This is a genomic window from Kineosporia sp. A_224 (genome assembly GCF_002198655.1).
In the GTDB taxonomy this organism is placed as follows: Bacteria; Actinomycetota; Actinomycetes; order Actinomycetales; family Kineosporiaceae; genus R-H-3.
Genome location: NZ_MWLN01000192.1, coordinates 1 through 24216, shown reverse-complemented (window position 1 = coordinate 24216; position 24216 = coordinate 1). Strand labels below are relative to the sequence as shown.

At 75.3% G+C, this 24216-nt stretch carries 21 protein-coding genes; 7 read left to right on the top strand and 14 right to left on the bottom strand.

Translation table 11 applies throughout. From position 1 onward, the window contains the following. The 6 genes from EDJALFJO_RS35145 to EDJALFJO_RS21910 all read right to left on the bottom strand — a co-directional run. Window positions 1-2388: glycoside hydrolase family 2 TIM barrel-domain containing protein (locus EDJALFJO_RS35145; protein WP_304441289.1), on the bottom strand; the 2388-nt coding region annotated here is incomplete at its 3' end. A 92-nt stretch (window positions 2389-2480) separates the two neighbouring features. Next, complete coding sequence (locus EDJALFJO_RS21930; protein ID WP_088288452.1) at window positions 2481-4895, bottom strand: FtsX-like permease family protein; 2415 nt, start codon at window positions 4893-4895, stop codon at window positions 2481-2483. Beyond that, on the bottom strand, window positions 4892-5656 hold the full coding sequence (locus tag EDJALFJO_RS21925) for an ABC transporter ATP-binding protein (RefSeq protein ID WP_088288451.1): 765 nt from the start codon (window positions 5654-5656) through the stop codon (window positions 4892-4894). The genes EDJALFJO_RS21930 and EDJALFJO_RS21925 overlap by 4 nt, the downstream gene beginning before the upstream one ends. After that, entirely contained in the window at window positions 5653-6192 is a 540-nt protein-coding gene (locus EDJALFJO_RS21920; RefSeq protein ID WP_088288450.1) for a PadR family transcriptional regulator, read from the bottom strand. Before EDJALFJO_RS21920 ends, EDJALFJO_RS21925 begins: the two co-directional genes overlap by 4 nt. Window positions 6193-6461: 269 nt before the next feature. Further along, on the bottom strand, window positions 6462-7487 hold the full coding sequence (locus EDJALFJO_RS21915; RefSeq protein ID WP_088288449.1) for an isopenicillin N synthase family oxygenase: 1026 nt from the start codon (window positions 7485-7487) through the stop codon (window positions 6462-6464). A 78-nt stretch (window positions 7488-7565) separates the two neighbouring features. Then, window positions 7566-8450: a GDSL-type esterase/lipase family protein gene (locus tag EDJALFJO_RS21910; protein WP_088288448.1), complete on the bottom strand. Its 885-nt coding sequence runs from the start codon at window positions 8448-8450 to the stop codon at window positions 7566-7568. A 56-nt stretch (window positions 8451-8506) separates the two neighbouring features. On the opposite strand from EDJALFJO_RS21910, the gene EDJALFJO_RS21905 reads away from it, so the two are divergent. Together EDJALFJO_RS21905 and EDJALFJO_RS21900 are read left to right on the top strand one after the other, a co-directional pair. Continuing rightward, a complete protein-coding gene (locus EDJALFJO_RS21905) occupies window positions 8507-9664 on the top strand; it encodes an esterase family protein (RefSeq protein ID WP_088288447.1) in 1158 nt (385 codons plus the stop codon). A 138-nt stretch (window positions 9665-9802) separates the two neighbouring features. Next, a complete protein-coding gene (locus tag EDJALFJO_RS21900; protein ID WP_088288446.1) occupies window positions 9803-11113 on the top strand; it encodes a sodium:proton antiporter in 1311 nt (436 codons plus the stop codon). 32 nt (window positions 11114-11145) lie between these two features. Here the strand turns inward: EDJALFJO_RS21900 and EDJALFJO_RS21895 are convergent, their stop codons facing one another. From EDJALFJO_RS21895 to EDJALFJO_RS21885, 3 genes are all read right to left on the bottom strand, one after another. Then, window positions 11146-11580, bottom strand: a complete 435-nt coding sequence (locus EDJALFJO_RS21895; protein WP_233149974.1) for a PPOX class F420-dependent oxidoreductase — start codon at window positions 11578-11580, stop codon at window positions 11146-11148. A gap of 78 nt (window positions 11581-11658) precedes the next feature. Further along, window positions 11659-12744, bottom strand: coding sequence for a metallophosphoesterase (locus tag EDJALFJO_RS21890; RefSeq protein ID WP_158220522.1), 1086 nt, complete (start codon window positions 12742-12744; stop codon window positions 11659-11661). Between the two features lie 76 nt (window positions 12745-12820). Continuing rightward, entirely contained in the window at window positions 12821-13735 is a 915-nt protein-coding gene (locus EDJALFJO_RS21885; RefSeq protein ID WP_088288444.1) for a LysR family transcriptional regulator, read from the bottom strand. 108 nt (window positions 13736-13843) lie between these two features. Between EDJALFJO_RS21885 and EDJALFJO_RS21880 the strand changes: the two genes are divergently transcribed. From EDJALFJO_RS21880 to EDJALFJO_RS21865, 4 genes are read left to right on the top strand one after another with little or no spacing between them, the layout of a single operon-like run. Next, window positions 13844-14764 (top strand): EamA family transporter, encoded by a 921-nt coding sequence (locus EDJALFJO_RS21880; protein WP_088288443.1) that lies wholly within the window; start codon window positions 13844-13846, stop codon window positions 14762-14764. 42 nt (window positions 14765-14806) lie between these two features. After that, on the top strand, window positions 14807-15634 hold the full coding sequence (locus EDJALFJO_RS21875) for an alpha/beta fold hydrolase (protein ID WP_088288442.1): 828 nt from the start codon (window positions 14807-14809) through the stop codon (window positions 15632-15634). A 46-nt stretch (window positions 15635-15680) separates the two neighbouring features. Further along, a complete protein-coding gene (locus EDJALFJO_RS21870; protein WP_088288441.1) occupies window positions 15681-16070 on the top strand; it encodes a helix-turn-helix transcriptional regulator in 390 nt (129 codons plus the stop codon). Further along, complete coding sequence (locus EDJALFJO_RS21865; RefSeq protein ID WP_088288440.1) at window positions 16067-16555, top strand: SRPBCC domain-containing protein; 489 nt, start codon at window positions 16067-16069, stop codon at window positions 16553-16555. Before EDJALFJO_RS21870 ends, EDJALFJO_RS21865 begins: the two co-directional genes overlap by 4 nt. 22 nt (window positions 16556-16577) lie before the next feature. Here EDJALFJO_RS21865 and EDJALFJO_RS21860 read toward each other — a convergent pair whose 3' ends face one another. Genes EDJALFJO_RS21860 through pdhA form a run of 3 tightly spaced genes read right to left on the bottom strand, consistent with a single transcriptional unit; the run spans window position 16578 to window position 20162 of the window. Further along, window positions 16578-17945: a dihydrolipoamide acetyltransferase family protein gene (locus tag EDJALFJO_RS21860; RefSeq protein WP_088288439.1), complete on the bottom strand. Its 1368-nt coding sequence runs from the start codon at window positions 17943-17945 to the stop codon at window positions 16578-16580. 13 nt (window positions 17946-17958) lie between these two features. Continuing rightward, window positions 17959-18939 (bottom strand): alpha-ketoacid dehydrogenase subunit beta, encoded by a 981-nt coding sequence (locus tag EDJALFJO_RS21855; protein ID WP_088288438.1) that lies wholly within the window; start codon window positions 18937-18939, stop codon window positions 17959-17961. After that, entirely contained in the window at window positions 18936-20162 is a 1227-nt protein-coding gene (gene pdhA, locus EDJALFJO_RS21850) for a pyruvate dehydrogenase (acetyl-transferring) E1 component subunit alpha (RefSeq protein ID WP_198950538.1), read from the bottom strand. Before pdhA ends, EDJALFJO_RS21855 begins: the two co-directional genes overlap by 4 nt. A gap of 1200 nt (window positions 20163-21362) precedes the next feature. Between pdhA and EDJALFJO_RS21835 the strand changes: the two genes are divergently transcribed. After that, window positions 21363-22349 carry an EamA family transporter gene (locus tag EDJALFJO_RS21835; RefSeq protein WP_088288434.1) on the top strand — a complete coding sequence of 329 codons (987 nt, stop codon included), beginning with the start codon at window positions 21363-21365 and terminating at the stop codon, window positions 22347-22349. Here EDJALFJO_RS21835 and EDJALFJO_RS21830 read toward each other — a convergent pair. Beyond that, complete coding sequence (locus EDJALFJO_RS21830; RefSeq protein WP_088288433.1) at window positions 22330-23397, bottom strand: hypothetical protein; 1068 nt, start codon at window positions 23395-23397, stop codon at window positions 22330-22332. The two genes, EDJALFJO_RS21835 and EDJALFJO_RS21830, sit on opposite strands and share 20 nt — an antisense overlap. A 6-nt stretch (window positions 23398-23403) precedes the next feature. Then, window positions 23404-24216, bottom strand: an 813-nt coding sequence (locus tag EDJALFJO_RS21825; protein ID WP_158220521.1) for an OmpA family protein, incomplete at its 5' end; no start/stop codon positions are given.

Below are 24216 nucleotides of genomic sequence, written 5' to 3'. Positions count from 1 at the left end.
CGATGTTCGAGCACCGCCAGCTCGCGGCGCCGGCGCGGTGCGGGCGACCGCGGGGCGGCGCTGGCCGCCGTCGACGAAGAGCGCCCACTCGGCCTCGAGCCGGGAGAGGTCGCGCCAGTGCTGGGCGTTCGTCAGGACGACCTCACCCCATCGCTCCCCCGGGCGCACCCGGACCGGCGCCGCGAGCTGGCGGTGCTCGAACATCGCGGGCTTGGGCGTGCGGTCGGGGAAGACCATGCCGTCGGTGATGAAGTTGCCGTCGTGCGGCGTCTCGCCGAAGTCGCCGCCGTAGGCCCACCGGTAGCCGGCCGGCGCGACACCGGGGCGGCGGTGCTGCAGCGCCGTCCCGTGCAGATCAGCAGAGATGCCTTGCGCGTCAACGGCTTCGGCGGCGGCGAGCGCCCGGGCCCCTTGGACGCCGACCGGCGCGCCGCCGGACGCGGGCTGCAGGATGCCGTGGTCCCACATCTCCCACACGAAGCCGCCCTGCAGGCCCGGCGTGGACTCGATCGCGGCCCAGTACTCGGCGAGGCTGCCGTTGCTGTTGCCCATCGCGTGCGAGTACTCGCACATGATGAGCGGCATCCGCTGGGTTCCGGACGTCGTGTGCGCGACGATCGCGTCGATCGGCGGGTACATCGGGCACGCGATGTCGGTGGCCGTCTGGTCCCAGCCCCAGTCGAACATGATCGCGCCCTCGTAGTGCAGCGGGCGGCTCGGGTCGGCCGAGCGGACCCAGCCCGCGGCGGCGTCGTGGTTGCTGCCGTAGCCCGCCTCGTTGCCGAGCGACCACAGGATGATGCTCGGGTGGTTGCGGTCCCGGCGGACCATCCGGGAGACCCGGTCGACGAACGCGGCGAGGTAGCGCGGGTCGCCGGCGACGTGATGGGCGTAGGCGTGGCACTCGATGTCGGCCTCGTCGACGACGAACAGGCCGATCTCGTCGGCGAGGTCGAGGAGCACCGGGTCGTTCGGGTAGTGCGAGGTGCGGACGGCGTTGAAGCCGAACCGCCTGAGCGCGAGCAGGTCCTCGCGCGCCGTCGCGGCGCTGATGACCCGGCCCGTGAGCGGGTCGAAGTCGTGCCGGTTCATACCGCGCAGGAAGACCCGGACGCCGTTGACGAGCAGGTCCCGGCCGACGACCTCGACGGTGCGGAAACCGACTCTGTACGAAGCGGTCTCGACGACCGTGCCGGCCGGGTCGTGCAGCGTGACGACGAGTTCGTAGAGCACCGGCACCTCGGCCGACCACGGGACGACGCCGGGCACCTGGGTCTCCATCCGGAGCCGGCCCATCCCGAGCGGGCGGCGGACGGCGAGGACGGCGTCCGCGACGAACCGCTCGCCCTCGTCCATCGGGGCACCGGAGGCCTTGGCGTAGACGGTCCGCATCGCGAACGCGGGGTCGATCGGGGAGCGCTCCTCGCGCGGCCCGGAGTCGACCGGGGCCGACGGCGGCACCGACGAGCCGAGCACCGGCACGTCGACCGGCGGCACCGGGACGACGGGCACGCCGGCCCCGCCGACGTCGGTGCGTGCCGTGAGCCGGGCCTGCACCGACCAGCCCGGCGGGACGCCGTCCGACCCGAACGTCCGCGAGCCGGACGGGCCCTCGACGTCGACGTCGACCCGGAGCGTCCCGGTGCGGGTCGCGGCCGGGGCACGGCCGGCGACCGGCGGCTCGCCGTCCACGAGCGGAGCCAACCCGGCAGTGACCCGGACGTCCGCGAGGTGCACCGGCGCGGTCGCGTAGAGGAAGACCGGGCGGGTGATGCCGCCGTGCCACCACTGGTCCTGGTCCTCGACGAACGTCGCGTCGGACCACTTGACGACGACGCACCGCAGCACGTGCCGCCCGCCCGGCCGGACGACGTCCGTCACGTCGAACTCGGCGGCGAGGTGGGAGTCCTTGCTGATCCCGACCTCGACCCCGTCGACGCTCACGAGGAGCACCGACTCGGCCGCACCGACGTGCAGGACGACGCGGCGCCCGCCCCACTCGGCCGGGACGTCGACGTCGCGCTCGTAGACGCCCGTCGGGTTCGCGGCCGGCGGGTGCGGCGGCAGGTCCGGCCACGGCATCTGCACGTTCGTGTACCAGGGCAGGTCGGCGACGCTGTGGACGTCGTCGAACGTCTGCATCGTCCAGCAGCCCGGCACCTCGGCGTGCGTCGCGAGCCCTGCGGGAGCCCCGACCCCGGCACCGCCCGCGGTCCGCTGGGCAACCGCGGCGAGCGCGGCCTCGGGCGTGCCGAAGAGCTCGAACCGCCAGACCCCGTCCAGGCCGAGTCGCGGGACGCCGTCCTCGGTGCGGTGCGCGAGCGTGTGCATCGGCGACCGCCCCACGGCAGTCAGCTCAGGGCAGTCCCAGGGGCGCGTCGTCGTCACGGGGCATGCCTATCACCCTTCGCCCCGCCGTCCTCTGGTGGGTTAAGCACGCCAAACCGACGTTTTGGAGTACGAATCCCGCCAGAGGACGCTCACTCGCCGAGGCGGCGGACGACGTCCAGCCGGGAGCGGACCGTGAGCCAGCCGAGGGCGACGGCGAGGAGCGGGACGGCGACGACGAGCGCGAGCGTCCGTCCGGGAGGCACGACGAGGTGCAGGTCCACGATCTGGTAGTTCCCGGACACGCTGTTGAGCCGGACGAGGACCGCCCCGGCGAGGATCCCCGCCGCACCGCCGACGAGCGCCCCGGGGACGGCGATCGCCCCGGCCTGTCCGGCCCCGATCCGGCGCCGGACCGACGGGTCCGCGCCCACGGCGGCCAGGGTGCCGAGGTCGGGCCGCGCGTCGGCGGCGGCGAGCCCGACGGCGATGAAGGTCCCGGCGAGCGCCACGAGCACGGCGAGCGCACCGAAGACGAGGAACACCTCCTCGTCACCGGACCGCTCCCGGGGCGTCTCGACGGCGTAGGACAGGTCCGTCTCGATCCGTGCCAGCGCGAGGTCGAGCCGGGCGAGCTGCAGCGGGGTCGGCGCGGCCGCAGGGCGCACGTAGGCCGTCTCGGGCACGAGCTCGACCCCGAGACGCTCGGCCAGCGCGCGCGGTGCGAGCACGAAGTCCAGCCGCTGCGGGCCGTCGACGAGCAGCGCGGGTACCGGTGTCGTGACCGGCGCGGTGGCGCCGTCGTCCAACGTCACGGTCAGCGGGAGCCGGCCGTCGCGGTCGAGGACCTGGGCGTCGAAGACGACGACGCTGCCCGCGGCGAGGGCGGCGCCGACCCGGTCGGAGTCAGGGGCGATGACCGAGGCTGCGGCCGGGTCCACGAAGAGCACCCGGTACCCGGTCTGCGAGCAGCCCCGGGTCGGCAGGCACACCTCGGGGAGCAGCACGTTCACGTACCGGTACAGCTCAGTGTCCGTCGTCGACCCGGCGCCGTACCCGTACACGACGTCCCGGACGCCGAGGCTCTCCCGCAGAGCGGTCGCGACCCGGCCCGCCTGGTCCCGTGGCGCGTCGAGGCCACCGCTGCCGACCTGGACCCACCCGGTGCCCACCGCGGCCTGCTGACGGTAGGACCGGGCGTCGGCCTCCGCCTGGCTCGCACCGAGGACGAGGACCGCCGAGGCAGCCGCGACCGCGGCCACCGTCGCGGCGAGCGCGGGGACGGTGCGGCTGCGCTGCCGGGCGGCGTCCCGCAGGGCGAACCGGGCGCTGACCGGGGCCCAGCGGGCGAGCCGGGAGACCCGGAGGGCGGGAAGCCCGGCGGCGACGACGGCGGTCAACGTGCCGACGAGCACGAGGCCGGTGAGGTCGGCCGCGTGGACGTCGACCCGCGGTACTGCCTCGCCGAGGTAGGCGGCGTACAGCCGCACGACCACCGCGCCGGCACCGGCGCCGAGGGCAGCACCGGCGAGGCTGCCGAGCAGGCCGACCACCGCGGCACCGGCGAGGACCACCCCGGCCAGGTGCCGCGGGGCACCGCCGGAGGCGCCGACGACGGCCAGGAGGCGCTCGTTGCGCCGGGCGCCGACGGCGATCGCCGGGCCGACCATGAGCATGATCTGGAGCAGGACCAGGGCGATGACGACGCCGACGGTGACGATCGCCTCGGTGTCCGGGCCGAACCCGCCACCGACGAGCTCAGGGGCGATCGCCGGGTCCTCCGCGACGGCCGCGCGGCTCAGCACGAAGCCCCCGAACGCGTTGACCTGCTGGACCTGCGCCCAGGAGACCGGGTCCGGGCCCACGACGAACCAGCCACGGGGGGAGGCGCCGGAGAAGGGGCCGGTCTCGAGCGAGCGCGGGTCGACGAGCGCCCCCGGACGGCCGACGACCTCGGCGAGGCCGAACGGGTCGCTGGCCCGGTAGGTGCCGACCACGGTGAAGACCCGGGTCCCGTCGAGGAACGTGAACCGTGCCCCCTCGGGGACCACGGTGCTTCCGCCGGCCGAGGCCCTGACGAGCACCTCGTCGTCCGTGACCGGTGCCCGTCCTGTCGCGATCGTCACCGGCGCACCGGCGCCGAGGGCCCTCACGTCCAGCTCGGCGACGTCGGTGCGGACGATCCGTTCACCGAGGACGAGGACCTGCCTCGGACCGTTGTTCTGCGGGACGAGCCGGTTCCTCGTCCCGACGACCTCGCGCAGCCGGCGCTCGACCTCGGAGGTCGGCAGCGCCTCCTCGCCCCAGCCGCTCAGGCTCTCCCCGGTGAGGTTCTGCTCCGCGGCGTTGCCGTCGAAACCGCCGAAGACGCGGGCCTGGACGGCGCCGGTCCCCAGCCGCTCCCGGACGACGTCCTGCGGGTCGAGCTCGGCCGACCGCGCGGCGACGGACCCGACGGTGGCCAGGAGCACCGGCACGAGCACCATGAGCGCGACGAGGCTGCTGCGACCGAGCCCGCGTCGCGCGTCCCGCGCGGCGAGCCGCAGGACGGCGCGCCAGCGGCTCACCGGTGCCCCCCGACGACACGCCCGGTGACGCCGGCCGGCGCCTCGCCGACGCCGTGCACGAGCTCCCCGGTCGTCCCGACGACGAAGCCGTCGCGCAGCCGGACGACCCGGTCCGCCCAGGCCGCGTGCTGCGCGTCGTGCGTGACGAGCAGGCCTGCGGCACCGGCGTCCACCCGGGCCCGCAGCACCTTCATGACCGCCTCGCCCGCGAGCGAGTCGAGCGCCCCGGTCGGTTCGTCGGCGAGCACGAGGCGGCGCGGGCCGACGAGGGCGCGGGCGATCGCGACGCGCTGCTGCTGGCCCCCGGAGAGCTCCTCGGGGAAGCGGTCGCCGAGGTCGGCGATGTCGACCTCGTCGAGCGCCGCGAGCGCCTCGGCGCGGGCGGTCGCCGTCGGGACGCCGTCCAGCTCGCGCGGCAGCATGACGTTCTCGACGGCGGTGAGCGCCGGCACGAGGTTGAGGTCCTGGAAGACGTAGCCCACGGCCCGGCGGCGCAGGGCGGCCCGCTTGCGCACGGAGAGCCCGCCGAGCGAGACCCCGTCGAGGACGACCTCGCCGGACGTCGGGACGTCGAGCCCGCCCGCGAGATGCAGCACGGTCGACTTGCCCGAACCCGACGGGCCCATGACGGCGACGAGCTCACCGGGCGCGACCGCGAGCGAGAAGGACCTCAGCGCGTGCACCTCGGTGGGCGTGCCGGCGTGGTGGACGCGGCCGGCGTCCGTCATGCGCAGCAGGTCCCCTGTTGTCTGCTCCGTCATCGAGCACTCCCCTGGGTGGTGGCCGCGAGCCGCTGCTCGCAGTGGTCGAGCCACCGGGCCTGCGCCTCGGCGGTGAAGATCTGCTGGTCGAGCACGAGCAGGCGGGCGAGCTCGCCGCCCGTCGGGTGGTCCGGGATCCGGGTCTTGGCCCGCGTGTAGGCCTGGAGCGCGCGCAGGATCTCCTCGCGCTCGGTCTCGAGGACGGCGAGGACGTCGACCCCCGGCGAACTCAGGGCGAGCGCGACCTTGATCGACGTCTCGTCCCGGTCGGGCGCGGCGCGCGGCACCGGGCGGCTCCACCAGGTGTCCACCTCGGCCTTGCCGGCCGGGGTGATCCGGTAGGTGACCGAGCCGTCGTCCTGCTTGCCGACCTCCTCGGCGAGGCCGTCGCGGCACAGCCGGCCGAGCGTCGTGTAGACCTGCCCGATGTTCACCGGCCAGGTGCCGCCGGTGCGCGCCTCGAACTCCTGGCGGAGCTGGTACCCGTGACGGTCCCCCTCCGCCAGGAGCGAGAGCAGGCTGTGCCGGATCGACATCGTCCCCTCCTTCGATGCATACCCGGTATGCCAACACCTGAAGGTATACCCGGTATGCCCGGCGATCAAGCACTTCCCGCGCCGTCCTCTGGTGGGTCATGCACCTCAGAACGCACTTTTGAGGTCGAGAACCCACCAGAGGACGGGCTCACCTCGCCCCGAGGCAACGCCCAGGCGAGGCCCAGGCGACTGTCAGGAAGCGGGCGCATCGTCCGCATGTGGGTGCACTCGTGGGGCCCCGTCGGCCGGGGCAGTGGGCGGGCCGGACGTCAGGCCGGCGGCGTCACGCCGTCCCACCAGCGCGCCACGATCCGCGGGTGCGAGCGCATCCAGCCGCGCAGGGTGTTCTCGCCGAAGTGCGGCACGATCACGTTGTGGCTCTCGGCCTCGACGCCGCGGGCCTGCGCCGCGAGGTCGGCGGGCAGGGTGAGCGGGTCGACGACGGCGTCGAGGCGCGGGCCGAGGAACGCGGGCACGCTGAACCGGTCGCGGCCGGCGGGCGGGCTGACGACCCGGTGCTTCGTGGCCCGCAGGTAGCCCTGGGTCGCGATCTCGAGCATCTCGCCGATGTTGACGACGAACGCACCGGGCACCGGGGTCGCGTCGATCCAGTCACCGTCGAGCGCCTCGACCTGCAGGCCCCCGAGGTCGTCCTGGAGGAGCAGCGCGAGGTAGCCGTAGTCCTTGTGCGCGCCGACGCCCTGGTCGGTCTCGACGGTGTCGCGCCCGGGGTAGCGGACGAGCTTGAGGTTGCGCCACGCCTCCTCGTCGAACCACGTGTCGAAGTACGTCTCGGGCTGGCCGAGGGCCGCCGCGAGCACCCGGAGCACCTCGCGCATGACCCGGTCGGCCTCGGCGAGCCAGTCGAGGACGGCGGGCCGCAGCGACGGCATCGCGCCCGGCCAGAGGTTCGGGCCGACGAGCCCGAGGTACGCCGGGTCGTCCGGGCCGAGGTCGAGCGGCGGGCGCTCGGGACCGACGTCGAGCACCTCGCGCTGGTCGGCGGAGCCGGCCGTGACCTCGGAGCCGACCCGGGTGTAGCCGCGGAACTGCCGCGAGTGCACGTTCTCGATCGCGAGCTTGGCGTCGGCGGGGAGGGCGAAGAACGCGTGCGCGGCGGCCATGACGCCGTCGGTCACCGCGGCGGGCACCCCGTGACCGGTGACGAAGAAGAAGCCGACGTCGTGCGCCGCGTGCCGGACGTCCGCGAGGAACGCCTCCCGCTCCGCGTCCCCGGCCCGGAAGCGGCTCAGGTCGAGGATCGGCAGGGTCCGGGGCTCGGTGCTGACGCTCATGGCTCGAACCTCACCAGGTCGGTGGGGTTCCGGCAAGGGGCGTTCCGCGGTCCGGGCGCACGCACGGGCGGGACGGCGTCAGCGCAGGAGGGGGCCCCAGCCGGCCGCGGCGAGGGTCCGGGCGATGAGCGCGTGGCCGTCGCCGTCGGGGTGGTCGCCGTCGTCCTGGAGCAGGTCGTCGACCCCGCCGTCCGCCGCCCGGAACGGGCCGACGAGGTCGACGCACGTCGCACCGCCCGCCCGGGCGCCCGCGCAGATCGCGGCGCCCGCGGCGTCGGTCGCGGTCCGCGCCAGGTCGAGGTAGTCCCGGCCGTGGTCGCGGACGGCGCGCGTGCCGTCCTCGAAGACGTTCCAGTAGTCCGTCACGAGGACGAGCGTCGGGCGGCCCGCGCGCAGCGCCCGGACCCGGTCCACGACCTGCCCGACCCGCTGCCGGACCCCCGCCACCGCGCCGGTGAAGCAGGCCTCGCCCGAACAGGCGCCGTCCTGCCACCGCGCGAGGCCGTCCGCGAGGTCGTTCGCCCCGATCGTCACGAGGACGACGTCCGCGCGGCTCACCTCGCCGGTCTCGGGGCCGCCGTCCGCGAGCGCGTCGAGGAGCCCGGCGGAGGTCTGGCCGTCGACACCGAGGTTCTCCGACGTCACGGTGCGGTGCGTGGCCGCGGCCGTGAGCCGGGCGTAGTCGGCGACGAGGTCGCAGTCGCAGCCGTGCCCGGACGTCACCGAGTCGCCGATCCCGACGACGTGCCACGGGGCCGGGGCACCGCCGGTGGCCGCACCAGGAGACGTGGCGGCGGACGGCCCGCCGGACGCTGCCACGGACGTGCGCCCGGCGGGCGCGCCGGCGTCCGCCCAGCCGACGAGCCCGGCGACGAGGACCACCGCCGCGAGCACGACGGCGTACGCGGACGTCGAGGGGCGACCTGCCCGTGCGCTCCGGCGGCCGCGTCGGGTCCCAGCCATCCCCGCGACCGTAACCCCGCTTCCTGTGAGCCCCGTCCGAGAAGAGCGTGAGCACCATGTCGTTGACCGGTCCTGCTGTGGTGCTCCTCGCCCTCCTGGCCGCCGTCGCCGCCCTCGCCGGGACGGTCGCGCTCTGGCCGCGGTTCGCGGCGCGCGGCGCCACGAAGGTGGCGTCCCGCACCGGCCTGCTCCTGCTGTCGGACGTCACCGTGCTGCTCGTCGTCGCGGTCCTCCTCAACGACCAGTTCGGGTTCTTCGCCGACTGGACCGACCTCGCGGGCGCGCTCGGTGCCGGCGCGGCCGCCACGACCGCGACCGGCGGCGCGGCGCCGTCCGTCGCCTTCGGCCGGGGCCCGGTGACGACCGCGGCACCCGCGCGGGCGCTGCCGCCGCTGCCGCCCGGCCAGGGCCCCGGCGGCCGGGTGCTCACGTACACCGTGACCGGGGCGCGCAGCGGGCTCACCGGCGAGGTGCTCGTCGACCTGCCGCCGTCCTACCGCGACCCGGGTGCCACCGGCCGGGCCTACCCCGTGCTCGAGACCTTCTCCGGCTACCCGGGCAGCGCCGCCCAGTGGATCGGCACCATGCACCTGCCCGCGGCGCTGGACGCCGCCACCGCGGCGGGCCGGCTCGGCCAGACGCTCGTCGTGTCGCCGGTGCTGGAGATCCCGCCGGGCGAGGACACCGAGTGCGTCGACGGCGGGCCGGGGCACGCGCTCGAGACGTGGGTGAGCCAGGACGTCCCGGCCTGGGTGCAGCAGCACTTCCGGGTCGTGCCCGACCGGCGGGCGTGGGCGACGATCGGGCTGTCGGCGGGCGGGTGGTGCTCGGCGATGACGACGATGCTGCACCCGCAGCGGTTCGGTGCCGCCGTCGTCATGGGCGGCTACTTCCGCCCCGAGTTCACCGGGCCGCCGCCGTTCCCGCCGACCGGCCCGCAGGCCCGCCGGTACGACCTCGTCGCGCTCGCCGGGCGGGCGGCACCGCCCGTCGCGCTGTGGCTCGAGACCTCGCACGCCGACCGGCTCTCGTACGCCTCGAGCACGGCGCTGCTGCGCGCCGCCCGGCCGCCGATGTCGGTGCGGTCCGTCGTCCTCAAGCACGCCGGGCACCGGATCGGCGTGTGGCGGACCCTCCTGCCGCAGGCGCTCGGCTGGCTCGGCAGCACCGTGCCCGGGTTCGCGCCGGCGGGCTCGGCCGCTGTGACCGGCTGACGTCCTCTGGCGGGTTCTGCACTCTTGCCCACCCGTCCTCTGGCGGGAGAACCACCCCAAGATCGTGTTCTGACGTGCTCGACCCGCCAGAGGACGGGTGGCGGTGCGGGTGTGCAGCCGAGCGCAGACCATGAGCGGGTGAGCGCCGACGTGGTCTACCTCGTAGGCGGTCTCGCCCTCCTCCTCGGTGTCGTGCTGCCGGCGGCGCTGCGCGGGGCCGCACTGTCCGCCCCGATCGTGCTCGTGACGGTCGGCGCGCTCATCGGCCTGCTGCCCGCCCCCGGCGGCGAGCGGGTGTCGCCGGTCGACCACCTCGCCCTCACCGAGCACCTCACGGAGTTCGCGGTGCTCGTCGCGCTCATGGGTGCCGGCCTCGCGATCGACCGGCCGCTGCGATGGCGGTCGTGGACGTCGTGGCGCTCCTGGTCGCCGGCCTGGCGCCTGCTCGCGATCGGCATGCCGCTGTCGATCGCCGGCGGCGCGCTGCTCGGCTGGGTGGTCATGGGCCTCGCCCCGGCCGCGGCGCTGCTGCTCGGCGCGGTCATGGCCCCGACCGACCCGGTGCTCGCCGCGGACGTCCAGGTCGAGGGCCCGACCGAGGAGGCCGACGGTGCCGGGGAGGTCGACGAGGACGACGAGGTGCGGTTCGCGCTGACGAGCGAGGCCGGCCTCAACGACGGCCTCGCGTTCCCCTTCGTGCAGGCCGCGATGCTCGCCGCGGGCGGCGGCCTCGGGACCTGGTGGTGGCACTGGCTCGCCTGGGAGCTCGTCGGCAAGGTCGCGATCGGCGCCGTCGTCGGCGCCCTGTGCGGGCTCGTTCTCGCCCGGGTCGCGTTCCGGGCGCCGCGCCGGTCGCTGCGGCTCGCGGAGACCGGCGAGCCGCTGCTCGCGCTCGCGGCGACGGTGCTGACCTACGGCGTCGCGGAGGTGCTCGGCGGCTACGGCTTCCTCGCGGTGTTCACCGGGGCCCTCGCGCTGCGCAGCGCCGAGCGCGGCCACGAGTACCACGCGCTCATGCACCAGGTCGTCGAGCGGCTCGAGCGGCTGCTCACGCTCGTCGTGCTGCTGCTCCTCGGGGTCGCCCTCACCGACGGGCTCCTGGCGAACCTCACCTGGCCGGGGGCGGCCGTCGCCGTGCTGCTCGTCGCCGTCGTCCGGCCGCTCACGGCCTGGGTCTCGCTGCTCGGCGGCGCCCGCGAGGACCGGGTCGCCGACGGCGCCCTCGGCCCGCGCGAGCGCGCCGTCACGGCGTTCTTCGGGGTACGCGGCGTGGGCTCGGTCTACTACCTCGCCTACGCGCTCGGGCACGCCGACTTCGGGGACGTCGACCGCGTGCTGTGGTCGACGGTCACCTTCACGATCGTGCTCTCCGTGCTCGTGCACGGGGTCGCGGCGACGCCGGCGATGGCCTGGCTGGAGCGGGTCCGGACGCCGCAGCCCGCGGCCTGAGCGGCGGACCGGAGGCCTGACGGCCTCCGGTCTCACACCATCCCGTAGACCCGGTCGACGTGGATCCGGAGCACGAGGCGGCCCTCGTCGACCATCGCCTGCCGGAACTCGGCCCAGTCCGGGTGGTCGCCCCGCAGCGCGTGGTAGAGGTTGACGAGCGCGTCGACGGTCTCGTCGTCCGTGGCCTGCGCGACGGGCGAGAGCTCGGCGGTGCCCTCGGCGACGACGTAGGTCCAGCCGTCCTCGGACGCCGCGTGCAGGCTGGCCCGCGGGTCGCGCCGCAGGTTCGCGGTCTTCGCGCGGCCGTCGGTCACCGACGCGGAGACGGACCGGGTGCCCGGGTCGTAGACGAAGCTGACCGTCGACAGCTGCGGGCGGCCGTCCCGCTTGATCGTCGCGAGGGTGCCGAGGTGCCGGCCGGCGAGGAAGGTCCACATCGGGCCGGCGGCCTCGGGGAGCAGGTTCATGAGGCGTAAGCCTGCGCTCGGTGGGCGGCGACGACAAGTCGGGGCGGCGCGTCGGGCCCGGGCCGGGCGACCGGACGCTCAGTGGCAGGCCGTCGTCCCCGCGTCGCTGTAGCTGCCGCCGTAGGCCGCGGTGTACTTCCACGAGTACGAGCCCGGGCCGAGCGAGAGGAACAGCGCGCCGAACGTCGACGCGTTCTTCGCCTCGGTGTTCTTCTCGCCGGTCATCGTCCGCAGGTTCTTGCCCCCGCCGCCCACGACGAACTGGCGGACGCCGCGCGCCCGGTCGAGGCCGCCGTCCGGGTCCTGCGGCGCGAACCGCTCGTAGTCGTGGTCGTGGCCCGAGAGCAGCACGTCGACCCGGTGGTCGTAGAGCGCCCGCACCAGGGCGACGGCCTTCGTGCTGTCGCCGTGCTCGGAGCCGCTGCTCCACCGCGGCTGGTGCCACATCGCGAGGGTGCAGCGGGTCTTGTGCGCGGACAGGTCCGCGCGCAGCCAGCGCTCCTGCTCCGAGCCGGGGGCGCACGAGACGACGTCGCAGTTCGCGTTGAGCGCGACGACGTGCCAGGTGCCGATGTCGAAGGAGTACCAGCCCTTCCCGCGGGGGCCGGCGCGGCCGCCGAAGTAGTCCCAGTACCCGGCCGCACCGGGCGTGCGGTACTCGTGGTTGCCGACGACGGGGCGGGTGATCGGCAGCAGGCGGCCGAACGCCTTGTCGTACGAGGCCTGGTAGGCCGCGAGGGTGCCGTTGTCGTACTGGGTGTCGCCGAGCGCGAAGAACGCCGCGGGCCGCCGGGCGACGACGAGGTCCGCGACCGCCTGCTGGCGGCACTCGTTCCCCCGGCCGCGGCCGCGGTTGAACGCGGGCGACCCCGGGGAGCACGCGATGTCCCCGACCGCCGCGACGAGCACCGGGCGGCTGCGCGGCGTGATCGACAGCCGGCTCGTGCCGCCCGACCGCGGCGCCGACGGAGCGGTCACGGTCGGGTCCGTCGAGGCGGACGTCGTGCCCGGCGCGGACGGCGTCGCCTGCACCGCACCGGCGGAGCCACCGAACGGCGGCCAGCCCTGCACCCGGGCGACCACCCCGGCCCCGGCGAGCAGGGCCACCACGACGGTGACCGGGACGAGCATGCGCCGGCGGCGGGAGCGGTGGCTGTTCGACATGACGCTGCGATCCTCGCTCATCACGATGGGTGCGGGCCACCACCGGCCGGCCGCGTCGGACGGCGATCCGCTCCGGTCACGCCGTCCAGCGCTCGACCTCGCGGGCCGCGACGACCCGCGCCTGCACCCGCAGGGCGGTGACGACCTCGGCGACGGCACCGCGGCTGTACGTCCGCCGGGTGACGGCGAACAGGGTGCGGACGACGGGTGAGGCCCCGGCGGCGACCCGGGCGCCGCGCAGGTCGTCGGGCAGGCCCATCCGGGGCAGCAGGGCCACCCCGACCCCGCACGCGACGAGCCCGGCGAGGCTCGCGAGCTCGTAGGCCTCGGCGGCGACCCGCGGGGCGATCCCGGCGGCGTGCCAGGCCTGGTCGGTCGACACCCGGCAGGGCGACCCCGCCCCGCTGACGACCCAGGGCAGGTCGGCGGTGTCCGCGAGCCGGGCCGGCGGCGGCGTGCCCGGCGGGACGATGAGGTCGAGCGGGTCCCGGAACAGCCTGTGGTGCTGGAACCGCGGGTCGCGCTCGTAGCGCTGGTGGCTGTGCTCCTGGACGACCGCGACGTCGACGTGCCCGAGCGAGAGGTCGCGCAGCGCGGCGTCGTCCTCGGCCTCGACGACCCGGCCGACCGGGGCGGAGCCGGCGCCGGCCACCGGCGCGACGAGGTGCACGAGCGCCGACGGGAACGCCGCGACGCCGACCGCCTGCCGGCTCGTGCGGGCCGCCGTCCGCGCGGAGTCGGCGCCGGACTCCAGGGCGTCGAGGACGGCGTACACGTGCGGCACGAGCGCCGTCCCGGCCGGGGTCGGCCGCAGCCGTCCCGAGACGCGGTCGAAGAGCGGCACCCCGAGCGAGCGCTCGAGCTTGGCGACCTGCTGCGAGACGGCGGGCGCGGTGTACCCGAGGGCCCGGGCGGCGGCCGCGACCGTGCCGCGCTCGACGACCTCGAGGAAGCACCGGGCGCGCACCGGGTTGAGGTCCATGGCGTCCATGGCAGCAGTATCCGTGCCGGGCCGCCGTCCGGACCGGTAAGCAACGCTTCAGGCCGCCAAAACGGACCGGTGCTGTTCGTTACGGCTCCGGGGCGGCAGGCTGGGGCCATGTCGCCCCGCCACGTCACCGCCGCCGTCCTCGTCGCCGTGGTGTGGGGGGTCAACTTCGTCGTCATCCACGTCGGTCTCGCGTCGACGCCGCCACTGCTCCTCGCCGCGCTGCGGTTCGTGCTCGTCGCCGCGGCCTGCGCCTGGTTCGTGCCGCGGCCGGACCTGTCGGCCCCGCGCCTCGTGGCGCTCGGGCTCACGCTGTACGTCGGCCAGTTCGGGCTGCTCTTCACCGCGATGGACCTCGGCCTGTCGCCGGGGCTCGCGGCCGTCGTCCTGCAGTGCCAGGCGGTGTTCACGGTGCTGCTCGCCGCCGTGGTCCTCGGGGAGCGGCCGTCGCGCCCGCAGGTGCTCGGCGTCGTCGTCGCGTCGGCCGGGCTCGTGCTCATCGGCGTCGACCGGTTCCGGTCCGCCGAGATCGGTGCGGCGTCCCCGGCGCTCGCGTTCGTCCTGGCGCTGGCGGCCGGGCTCTCGTGGGCGTGCGGCAACCTCGTCGCGCGGGCGTCGGGTGCCACGCAGGGCTTCGGGCTCGTCGTGTGGGGCAGTGTCGTCGCCGCCCCGGTGCTCCTCGTCGCCGCGGCCGTGCAGACCGGTCCGAGCCACCTGGTGGCCGCCGTCGCCGGCATCGACGGGCCGGGCGTCCTGGCCCTGGCGTACCTCACCGTGCTCGCGACGGTCTTCGGCTTCGGCACGTGGTCGATGCTCATGGGCCGCTACCCGGCCTCGCTCGTCGCCCCGTTCACGATGCTCGTGCCGCCGGTCGGGCTGCTCACCGCGTGGCTCGCGCTCGGCGAGCGGGTCCCGGCGCTCTCGCTCGCCGGGAGCGCGCTCGTCGTCGGCGGCCTGCTCGTGCCGCAGGCGGGGCCGCTGCGGGACCGGGTCGTCCGGCGGCGGGCGGATGCGGTGGTCGCGACCGGGTGAGCCTGCGGTGGTCCGGCGGCGCGACGCCCCTAGGGTCGGTGGATGCCCTTCATCGACGCTCCGGACGGCACGCGCCTCGCCTACCGACGGATCGGCGGCGGTCCGCCGGTCGTCGTCGTCCCCGGTGGTCCCATGCAGGCGTCCTCGTACCTCGACGACCTCGTCGCGGTGACCCCGCACGTCTCGTACGCGATGCTCGACCTGCGCGGCACCGGCGACTCCGCGGTGCCGGACGACGCGGGCAGCTACCGCTGCGACCGGCAGGTCGACGACGTCGAGGCGCTGCGCGGGCACCTCGGGCTCGAGCGGGTCGGGCTGCTCGCGCACTCGGCGGGAGCCGCCGTCGCGCTGCTCCACGCCGCACGCCACCCCGGGCACGTCGAGCGGCTCGTGCTCGTCTGCCCGAGCCCGCGGGTCGTCGGCCTGGAGATCACCGACGCCGACCGGCGGGCGGTCGCGGAGCAGCGGAGGGCGGAGCCGTGGTTCGCCGACGCGTACGCCGCGTTCGAGCGGGTCTGGGCCGGGACGGCGTCCGACGACGACTGGACGGCGATCACGCCGTTCGTGCACGGCCGCTGGGACGACGCCGCCCGCGCCAGGGTCGAGCGGGAGACCCTGCTGCGCAACGAGGCCGCCGCCGACGAGTACTACGCCGAGGTGCCGGACCCCGCGGCCACCCGGGACGCGCTCGCCCGGCTCGAGGTGCCGGTGCTCCTCGTCGCCGGCGAGCACGACGTCGCGCTGCCGCCGCGGTGCGCCGCCGAGTACGCCGGGCTGTTCCGGGACGCGACGCTCGTCGTCGTCCCGGGCGCCGGGCACTTCCCGTGGGGCGACGACCCCGCAGCCTTCGCGCAGGCGCTGGACGGCTGACCGGCAGGCTTGCGGGGCGCGCCCGCCGCCACTAACGTACAACTCAATGGTTGTACGTCAGGAACCTGCGGAGCGCACCGACCGGCTGTTCCACGCGCTGGCGGACGCGACCCGGCGCGAGATCGTCGCGCTCACCCTGCGCGGGGACCACTCCGTCTCCGAGCTGGCGCAGCGGTTCCCGATGAGCTTCGCGGCCGTCCAGAAGCACGTGGCGGTCCTCGAGGCGGCCGGGCTCGTCGTCAAGCAGCGGCAGGGCCGCGAGCGACGCGTCCGCGGCAACCCGGAGGCGTTGCAGGAGGTGCACCGGCTGCTCGACGGGCTCGCGCAGACCTGGGTCGGCCGGATGGACCGGATCGACGCCCTCCTCACCGGTGCCACCGGCACCGGACCACAGACCGGATCCGTTGCACCGCAAGAACAGGAGACTTCGCAATGACCGTGACCGACGTCCGCAAGGAGACCGAGAACCTCGCACTGGTCCTCACGAACCGCTTCACCGCACCCGTCGAGCGGGTGTGGCAGGTCTGGGCGGACCCGCGGCTCCTCGAGCGCTGGTGGGGGCCGCCGACCTACCCTGCCACCGTCACCGACCACGACCTGACACCCGGCGGCGACATCCGGTACTTCATGACCGGGCCGGAGGGCGCGAAGTACCACGGCTTCTGGCGGGTGACCGCCGTCGACGCCCCGCACTCCCTCGAGTTCGAGGACGGCTTCGCCGACGACGGCGGCCGGCCGAACACCGACATGCCCGTCTCGAGGACGCGCGTCACGCTCGTCGCCGACGACGCGGGCGGCACCGTCATGACCCTGACGAGCAGCTACGACTCGGCCGAGGACATGGACAAGCTGCTCGGGATGGGCGTGATCGAGGGCATCACGCTCGCCCTCAACCAGGTCGACGCCCTCGTCACGGCCTGAGCCCGCCGGACCTGCGGCGGGCTCACCAGAGCGCCCGCACCGGATCCTCGAGGACGGCGGCGACCTCGGCGAGCGCACGGCTCCCGAGGTCGCCGTCGACCATCCGGTGGTCGAAGCTCAGCGCGAGGGTGGTCACCCAGCGCGGCCGCACCTTTCCCTTGTGCACCCAGGGCATCCGGCGGATCTGCCCGACCGCGAGGATCGCCGCCTCGCCGGGGTTGAGGATGGGCGTGCCGGCGTCGACGCCGAAGACGCCGACGTTCGTGATCGTCACCGTGCCGCCGGCGAGGTCGGCGGGCGGTGTGCGGCCCTCGCGGGCGGTCGCCGCGAGCGCGTTGAGCGCGACGGCGAGGTCGCGCAGCCCGAGCCGGTCGGCGTCCTTGACGTTCGGGACGACGAGACCGCGCGGGGTCGCCGCGGCGATGCCGAGGTTCACGTAGTGCTTGACGACGATCTCGCGCGACGCCTCGTCCCACGCGGCGTTGACGCCGGGATGCCTCTGCACCGCGACGAGGAGCGCCTTCGCGACGACGAGCAGCGGGCTCACCTTGACGCCCTCGAACGCACGGTCGGCGCGCAGCCGCCCGACGAGCTTCATCGTGCGGGACACGTCCACCTGCACCCACTCGGTGACGTGCGGGGCCGTGAACGCCGAGGTCACCATCGCGTCGGCGGTGAGCCTGCGGACGCCCTTGACCGGGATCCGGGTCTCCCGCTCGACCGTCGTGACCTGGTGCGCCGTGACGTGGTGCGTCGCGACGCCGGACGCCGTCCCGGTCGGGCGCGCGGCCTGCTCGACGTCCTCGCGGGTGACGACCCCGCCAGGCCCGGACGGCGCGAGCGTCGTCAGGTCGACGCCCAGCTGCTTGGCGAGCAGCCGGACCGGCGGCTTCGCGAGCGCGTGCGCGGGTGCCGGCTGCGCCGCAACCGATTCCGGCTGCGCCGCGACAGATTCCGGCCGCGCCGCGACGGTGTCCGGTGCGACGGTCACCGACTGCTGCAGCGCGGCAGCGGCCCGGCGCGGCCGGCGGGCGGCGGACGTCGTCCGCGGGCCGTAGCCGACGAGCACGGCGGTCCGGCCGTTGGCGCCGGTCACCGGTTCCGTCGCCGGAGCCGGTTCTGGCCCCCCGGGCGCGGTGTCGACCGCGATGATCGGCGTGCCGACCTCGACCGTGGCCCCCTCGGCGACGAGCAGCGCGGTGACGACGCCCGCGAACGGGCAGGGCAGCTCGACGAGCGACTTCGCCGTCTCGATCTCGACGATCGGGTCGTTGACCTTCACGGTGTCGCCGACGGCGACCTTCCACTGCACGATGTCGGCCTCGGTGAGGCCCTCGCCGGCGTCCGGGAGCCGGAAGTGCTTGATGTCAGCCTGACGGGTGTCGGCCATGAATCCGCTCCTCTCAGAACGCCAGCGCGCGGTCGACGGCGTCGAGCACGCGGTCGAGGTCGGGCAGGTACTCCTCCTCGAGCCGGCTCGCCGGGTACGGCAGGTGGAACCCGCCGACCCGCAGCACCGGTGCCTCCAGGTGGTAGAAGCAGCGCTCGGTGACCCGGGCCGCGATCTCCGCCCCGAGCCCGAGGAACGTCGGCGCCTCGTGGACGACCACGAGCCGCCGGGTGCGCTCGACGGACGCGACGAGGGTGTCCAGGTCGAGCGGGGAGAGCGAGCGCAGGTCGACGACCTCGAGGCTGCGCCCCTCCGCCTCGGCCGCCGTCGCCGCCTCGAGCACCGTGCGCACCATCGGCCCGTAGGCGGCGACGGTGACGTCGGTGCCGGCCCGGGCGACCCGCGCGGCGTGCAGCGGCAGCGGCTCCGCGGCCGGGTCGAGCTCGCCCTTGTCCCAGTAGCGGCGCTTGGGCTCGAAGACCATGACCGGGTCGTCGCTGCGGATCGCCTGCTGCGTCATGAAGTACGCGTCGGCCGGGTTCGAGCACGTGACGACCCGCAGCCCCGCGGTGTGCGCGAAGTACGCCTCGGGGCTCTCCGAATGGTGCTCGACGGCACCGATCCCGCCGCCGTACGGCACCCGGACGACCACCGGCAGGCTGAGCTTCCCGCCCGAGCGGTAGCCCATCTTCGCGAGCTGGGAGACGATCTGGTCGTAGGCCGGGTAGATGAACCCGTCGAACTGGATCTCGCAGACCGGCCGGTACCCGCGCAGCGCCAGGCCGATCGCCGTCCCGATGATGCCGCTCTCCGCGAGCGGGGTGTCGATGACGCGGTCCTCGCCGAAGTCCTTCTGCAGCCCGTCGGTGACCCGGAAGACCCCGCCGAGCCGGCCGACGTCCTCGCCCATGACGAGCACCTTCGGGTCGTCCTCCATCGCCCGGCGCAGGCCCTCGTTGACCGCCTTGGCGATCGTCGTCGTCCGCGGGCTCATCGCTGCGCCTGCGCGGCAGCGGCGAGGCCCGACTCGTCGACGCCGGACTGCTCGAAGCCTGCGTGGTACTCCGCGAACCACGCCCGTTCCTCGGCGACGAGCGGGTGCGGGTCCCGGTAGGCGTGGTCGAACATCGACACCGGCTCCGGGTCGGGCATCGCGAGGCACTCGCTGCGGACGTGCTCGGCGAGCCGGTCGGCCTCGGCCTCGACCGCGGCGAAGAACTCCTCGCCGGCCTGACCGGTCCGGGCGAGCAGCGCCTTGACGCGCGCGATCGGGTCCTTGAGCTTCCACTCCTCGACCTCGGCCTCGATCCGGTAGCGGGTCGGGTCGTCGGACGTCGTGTGCGCCCCCATCCGGTAGGTGAACGCCTCGACGAACGTCGGGCCCTCGCCCCGGCGCGCCCGGTCGAGCGCCGCCCTCGTCACCGCGTGGACGGCGAGCACGTCGTTGCCGTCGACGCGCAGGCCGGGGAACCCGAACCCCGCGGCGCGCTGGTAGAGCGGCACCCGGGTCTGGCGCTCGTTGGGCTCCGAGATCGCCCACTGGTTGTTCTGGCAGAAGAAGACGACCGGGGCGTTGTTGACGCTGGCGAAGACGAACGCCTCGTTGACGTCGCCCTGGGACGTCGCGCCGTCCCCGAAGTACGCGATGACGGCGGTGTCCCGCGCGGGGTCCCCGGTGCCGACCGCGCCGTCGCGCTGGACGCCCATCGCGTAGCCGGTCGCGTGCAGCGTCTGCGAGCCGATGACGATCGTGTAGAGGTGGAAGTTGTGCTCGGCCGGGTCCCAGCCGCCGAGGTTGACCCCGCGGTAGAGCCCGAGCAGGGTCACCGGGTCGACGTCGCGGCACCAGGCGACCCCGTGCTCGCGGTAGGTGGGGAAGACGTAGTCCTGCGGCGCGAGCGCACGGGCGGAGCCGACCTGCGCGGCCTCCTGGCCGAGCAGGCTCGCCCAGAGGCCGAGCTCGCCCTGGCGCTGGAGGGCGGTCGCCTCGGCGTCGACCCGGCGGACGAGGACGAGGTCGCGGTAGAACGCGCGCAGCTCGTCCGGGGTGACGTCGATGCTGTAGTCGGGGTGCTCGACGCGCTCGCCCTCAGGCGTGAGCAGCTGGACGAGCGGGGGCTGCGGGGGCCGGCCCCCGGGCCCTCCGACGACGGGTACGGTCACAGGCGCTCCAACGGTCGGGCCGCTGCGGGGTCTCCGCGCACGGCACGTCGGGATGGCTACCGCCGTCGCCTGGTGGGCTGTGCGGTCGCCGTGTGCTGCTGCGGACAGCACAGCGCCAACCTACCGACCGGGGCAACCCCCGCGACCTGCCGCGAGCACGACGGTCACCCGTGCCGCCGATCCGCGTGGTGGCCGGAGCGGTCCGAGCCCTTCTGGTCCGAGCTCTTGCGGTCCGAGCTCTTGCCGTCGCGCTTCCTGTCGTCCGGCCGCGTGTCGCCGGACCGCTTCGGGTCGTCCCGCCGCGGGCCCCCGCGGTCGGCGCCGTCGCCCTCGGGGCCGCCGTCCCGGTGCCGGCGGTCCCGCACCGGCGAGGGGCAGGTGCTGCGCTGGTGCCCGGCCGGGCGGACCACGCCGCAGGCCTTGGGGCCGCGGGCCGGGTGCCCGTCGACGCCCCCGTCGTCGTCGTGGTCGTCGTCGTGGTCNGGGCACCATCGTGGTCACCGTCGTCGTCGTGGTCGTCGTCGCCCGAGCCGTGGTGCCCGTCCTCCCCGGCGCCCACCCCGCCGTCCGTCGTGGTCGGCACGGGCGTCGGGACGTCGCTCGGCGACGGCGAGGGGTCGGGCGGCTGCGTCGTCCGCGGGACCGGCGCCGTCGTCGGCACCGGGGCCGGGGGGCGGCGGAAGGTCACCGGGACGGCGACCGCGTCGTCGTCCTCGTCGTCCGGGGCCGCCGTCGGGGTCGCCCGGGGTGTCGCCCGGGGCCGCACCCCGGGCGTCGCCGGGGCAGAGACCCCGACGGGTGCCTGCACCCGGGGCAGCGCCGCGGCCGACCCACCGCCGCCGGGCCCGACCAGCGGGGCGCCGAGGCCACCGATCGTCACGCTGCCGGTGAGGACGAGGGCGAGCGCCGAGCCGCTCGCGACCGCGGCCGTGAGGAAGGTGGGCACGACGACGCCGACGACGCGCCCGCTGGGGGCCGCCTCCCGGACCGTCCTGCTCGCCATCGCTTCCTCACTCGTCCCGCAGGGTGCGCCACATGGCACCGCGCCTACGTGTGGTATCGACGCACGCCGAATGCGACTGAAGGAGCGACACCCTGACGGGTGAGGGGGTGACCGACGGCCCGCTGCCCGGACCGTGCCCCGACCCGTGCCCGGACCAGGTCCGGACCGCCCCCCGGCGTACGCGCCGAGCCTAGGCTCGGCCCGGCGCGGGCGGCAGGCCTGCGGCCCCGAACCCCACGAAAGGACGAGACGTGGTCGACGCTGCGTCACCCCGCCCCGCGGCGGCGTCCGCCGTCCGGGTGACGGCCGCGCTGCTCGCGGTGTACCTCGTCTGGGGCTCCACGTACCTCGGGATCCGCGTCGTGGTCGTCGCGGGGCTGCCGCCGCTCGTCGCGATGGGGGTCCGTTTCTCGACAGCCGGCGTCATCCTCCTGGCGGTGCTCGTCGGCCGATCGGGCCGTGCCGCCGTCCGGGTGACCCGTCGGCAGTGCGGCTCCCTCGCGCTGGCGGGCCTGCTGTTCCTCGTCGTGGGCAACGGTTTCGTCGCCGTCGCGGAGCAGACGGTCCCGAGCGGACTGGCCGCCCTGCTCGTGTCGACGATGCCGCTGTGGGTCGTCGTCCTCGGTGCGCTCGTGGCCGGCGTGCGGACCCGGCCGATGACGTGGCTCGGCACCGTCGTGGGCTTCACCGGGACGGCGGTCCTCGCGCGGCCGGGCGGCCACCCGGCCGACGTCGCCTGGTGGGGCGTCGGGCTCGTCGTGCTCGGGACGCTCGGCTGGGCGACCGGCTCCCTGCTCACGCCGCGGCTCGACCGGCCCGCGGATGCCCTGGTGTCCGCGGCGTACCAGATGCTCCTCGGCGGGGTCATGATGGCGCTGCTCGGGACCACCCGTGGTGAGCTGCACGGGTTCCGGCCCGCGGACGTCGACGCCGAGGGCTGGGTCGCCCTGGCCTACCTGACGTTCGTCGGGTCGCTCGTCGCCTACACGGCGTTCTTCTGGCTGCTCGACCACGCGCCGCTGCAGCTCGTCTCGACGTACGCCTACGTCAACCCGGTCGTCGCGGTGCTCCTCGGCTGGGTCGTCATCGACGAGCAGCCGACGCCGTCCGTGCTCGTCGGCGGTGCCGTCGCGGTGCTCGGGGTCGCGGTCGTCATCACGAGCGAACGGGCCGGGCGCCGAGCGCCCGACCCGTTCGTACGCCGTGCGTCGACGCGGCTCAGGCCCGGCCGCCCTTGAGCGACTCGGTGAGCGTCTGGAACTCCTCCCACGCCCCGCGGGCGAGGAGCTCGGCCTGCTGCGGCCACGTGCCCGGGTCGTGGAGCTGGTAGCGCGGGCCCGCGTCCTCGAGCACCCGGCGGAGCCGGTCGACCCCGGCCTGCGAGAGGTCGCGCCACGTGCGGATGTCGTCGGCGTGCAGGAGCTGCTCGATCTTCGGACCGACACCCTCGACGAGCTTGAGGTCGTCGAGCCGCACCGGGACGCCGAGCACCCGGCGGCCCGCGTCGAGGTCGGGCGCCGGTGCCTCGGCGAGCGCGACCGCACCGGCGTGGCCGGTCCCCGCGGACGCGGTCGGGGCGGCCTGCGCGGGAGTCGCGGGCGCGGGGGTCGTCGAGGCGGGCGTCGCGGCGTCCGGCATGGTCAGCCCGACGGCGGGTGAGACGGGTGCAGGCGGCAGCGCGTCCTCGGTGAGGCCGGCCGCCTGCTGGACGACCTGGCCGAGCGTGCGGGTCGTCGTCGCGCGGCCGGCCCGGGCGAGCTCGCGCTCGAGGTCCGGCACCCGGGAGGCCTCGGCCTCGAGCAGCGCGATCCGGCGCTTGAGCACGGCGACCTGGCCGTCCTCGCCCTCCAGACGCAGCCGCAGGAGCCGCACCTCCTCCTCGAGGCCCTTCGTCCGGTCGGCGTCGACCCGCACGGAGACCATCTGGGTGCGGAGCATCTCGCCCTCGTCCGCCTTGCGGCGCAGGGCCTCCACCTCGGCGCGCAGCGCGACGACCTCCGGGTCACCCCCCACGAGGCCGCGCAGCGACAGCCCGCGCGCGGGCGTGAGGACCGAGCGGGTGCCGCTGCCCGTCGTCCCCGGCTGGGGCGCCGCGGGGGACGTCGCCGGGCGCTCGGCCGGCCCGCCCGCCGACGCCGCGACCGCAGCCCCGACGGGTGCGCCGTCCGCAGCGGGACGGGCACCGGCGCGGCGGTCCTGCCAGCGCAGGACGAGCCAGGTGAGCAGCGTGGCGACGAGGGCCGTGAGCACCCACCACAGCCACGTCTTCTCGAGGAAGAAAACCATGTCCCCTCAGCTTTCCTTGACCACGAACTCGATCCGCCTGTTGGCGGCCCGGCCCTTGGCCGTCGTGTTCGACGCCTTCGGCTTCTTCTCCCCCAGGCCTTCGGCGGACAGCCGCTTCGCCGGCACGCCCTTGCTCACGAGGAACTTCTTGACCTCGTTCGCCCGGCGCTGGCTCAGCCGCTGGTTGAGCTTGGCGTCACCCTTGTTGTCGGTGAAACCCTCGATCTCGACGACGACCCCGGCCGGCATCGCCTTGATGATCTTCGCGGCGGCGGTCAGGGACTTCTTGGAGGCGTCGGTGAGGCGCTCCGAGCCGTGCGTGAACGACACCCCGCGCAGCCCCTTGACCCCCGAGAGCCTGGCGCGCGCCTGGGTCACCGGCCCGGTGACCGTGCTGCGGACGGCGATGCCGCGGGCGTCGGCCTCGTCGGCGAGGTCGCCCATCGCGGTCGACGCGGCCTCGGACGACGTGAGCCCGGAGACCCTGAGGCCGTCGGCGCCGATGTGCAGCCGGCCGCGGTCGGTGAGACCGGACGCCGCGCGGCCGGCGAGCCGCAGGAAGGTCGGCCAGGCCCGGGCGACGTCGGGTCCGGGCTGCGCGTCCGGGACGACGACGAGGTTGTCGTCGACGCGGGTCTTCGGCGACCAGGCCTCGAGCGCCGCGAGCAGTGCGGCGTGCCGGGTCTCGCCCGCGAGCGTGCCCGAGAGGGTCAGGACGCGCTCGGCGCCCCTCCCGTTGACGACGAGGTCCGCGGCGACGTCCACGACCACGGGGGCGCTCGGGGTCGCCGTCGGGTCGGACCACAGGTCGGTGCCCAG

Coding starts and splice junctions, on each gene's coding strand:
- EDJALFJO_RS21925 (WP_088288451.1), bottom strand. CDS start 5,656: ATGACGGAGCAGACAACAGGGGACCTGCTGCGCATGACGGACGCCGGC.
- EDJALFJO_RS21920 (WP_088288450.1), bottom strand. CDS start 6,192: ATGTCGATCCGGCACAGCCTGCTCTCGCTCCTGGCGGAGGGGGACCGT.
- EDJALFJO_RS21915 (WP_088288449.1), bottom strand. CDS start 7,487: ATGAGCGTCAGCACCGAGCCCCGGACCCTGCCGATCCTCGACCTGAGC.
- EDJALFJO_RS21910 (WP_088288448.1), bottom strand. CDS start 8,450: ATGGCTGGGACCCGACGCGGCCGCCGGAGCGCACGGGCAGGTCGCCCC.
- EDJALFJO_RS21905 (WP_088288447.1), top strand. CDS start 8,507: ATGTCGTTGACCGGTCCTGCTGTGGTGCTCCTCGCCCTCCTGGCCGCC.
- EDJALFJO_RS21895 (WP_233149974.1), bottom strand. CDS start 11,580: ATGAACCTGCTCCCCGAGGCCGCCGGCCCGATGTGGACCTTCCTCGCC.
- EDJALFJO_RS21890 (WP_158220522.1), bottom strand. CDS start 12,744: ATGTCGAACAGCCACCGCTCCCGCCGCCGGCGCATGCTCGTCCCGGTC.
- EDJALFJO_RS21885 (WP_088288444.1), bottom strand. CDS start 13,735: ATGGACGCCATGGACCTCAACCCGGTGCGCGCCCGGTGCTTCCTCGAG.
- EDJALFJO_RS21880 (WP_088288443.1), top strand. CDS start 13,844: ATGTCGCCCCGCCACGTCACCGCCGCCGTCCTCGTCGCCGTGGTGTGG.
- EDJALFJO_RS21875 (WP_088288442.1), top strand. CDS start 14,807: ATGCCCTTCATCGACGCTCCGGACGGCACGCGCCTCGCCTACCGACGG.
- EDJALFJO_RS21870 (WP_088288441.1), top strand. CDS start 15,681: ATGGTTGTACGTCAGGAACCTGCGGAGCGCACCGACCGGCTGTTCCAC.
- EDJALFJO_RS21865 (WP_088288440.1), top strand. CDS start 16,067: ATGACCGTGACCGACGTCCGCAAGGAGACCGAGAACCTCGCACTGGTC.
- EDJALFJO_RS21860 (WP_088288439.1), bottom strand. CDS start 17,945: ATGGCCGACACCCGTCAGGCTGACATCAAGCACTTCCGGCTCCCGGAC.
- EDJALFJO_RS21855 (WP_088288438.1), bottom strand. CDS start 18,939: ATGAGCCCGCGGACGACGACGATCGCCAAGGCGGTCAACGAGGGCCTG.
- EDJALFJO_RS21830 (WP_088288433.1), bottom strand. CDS start 23,397: ATGGTTTTCTTCCTCGAGAAGACGTGGCTGTGGTGGGTGCTCACGGCC.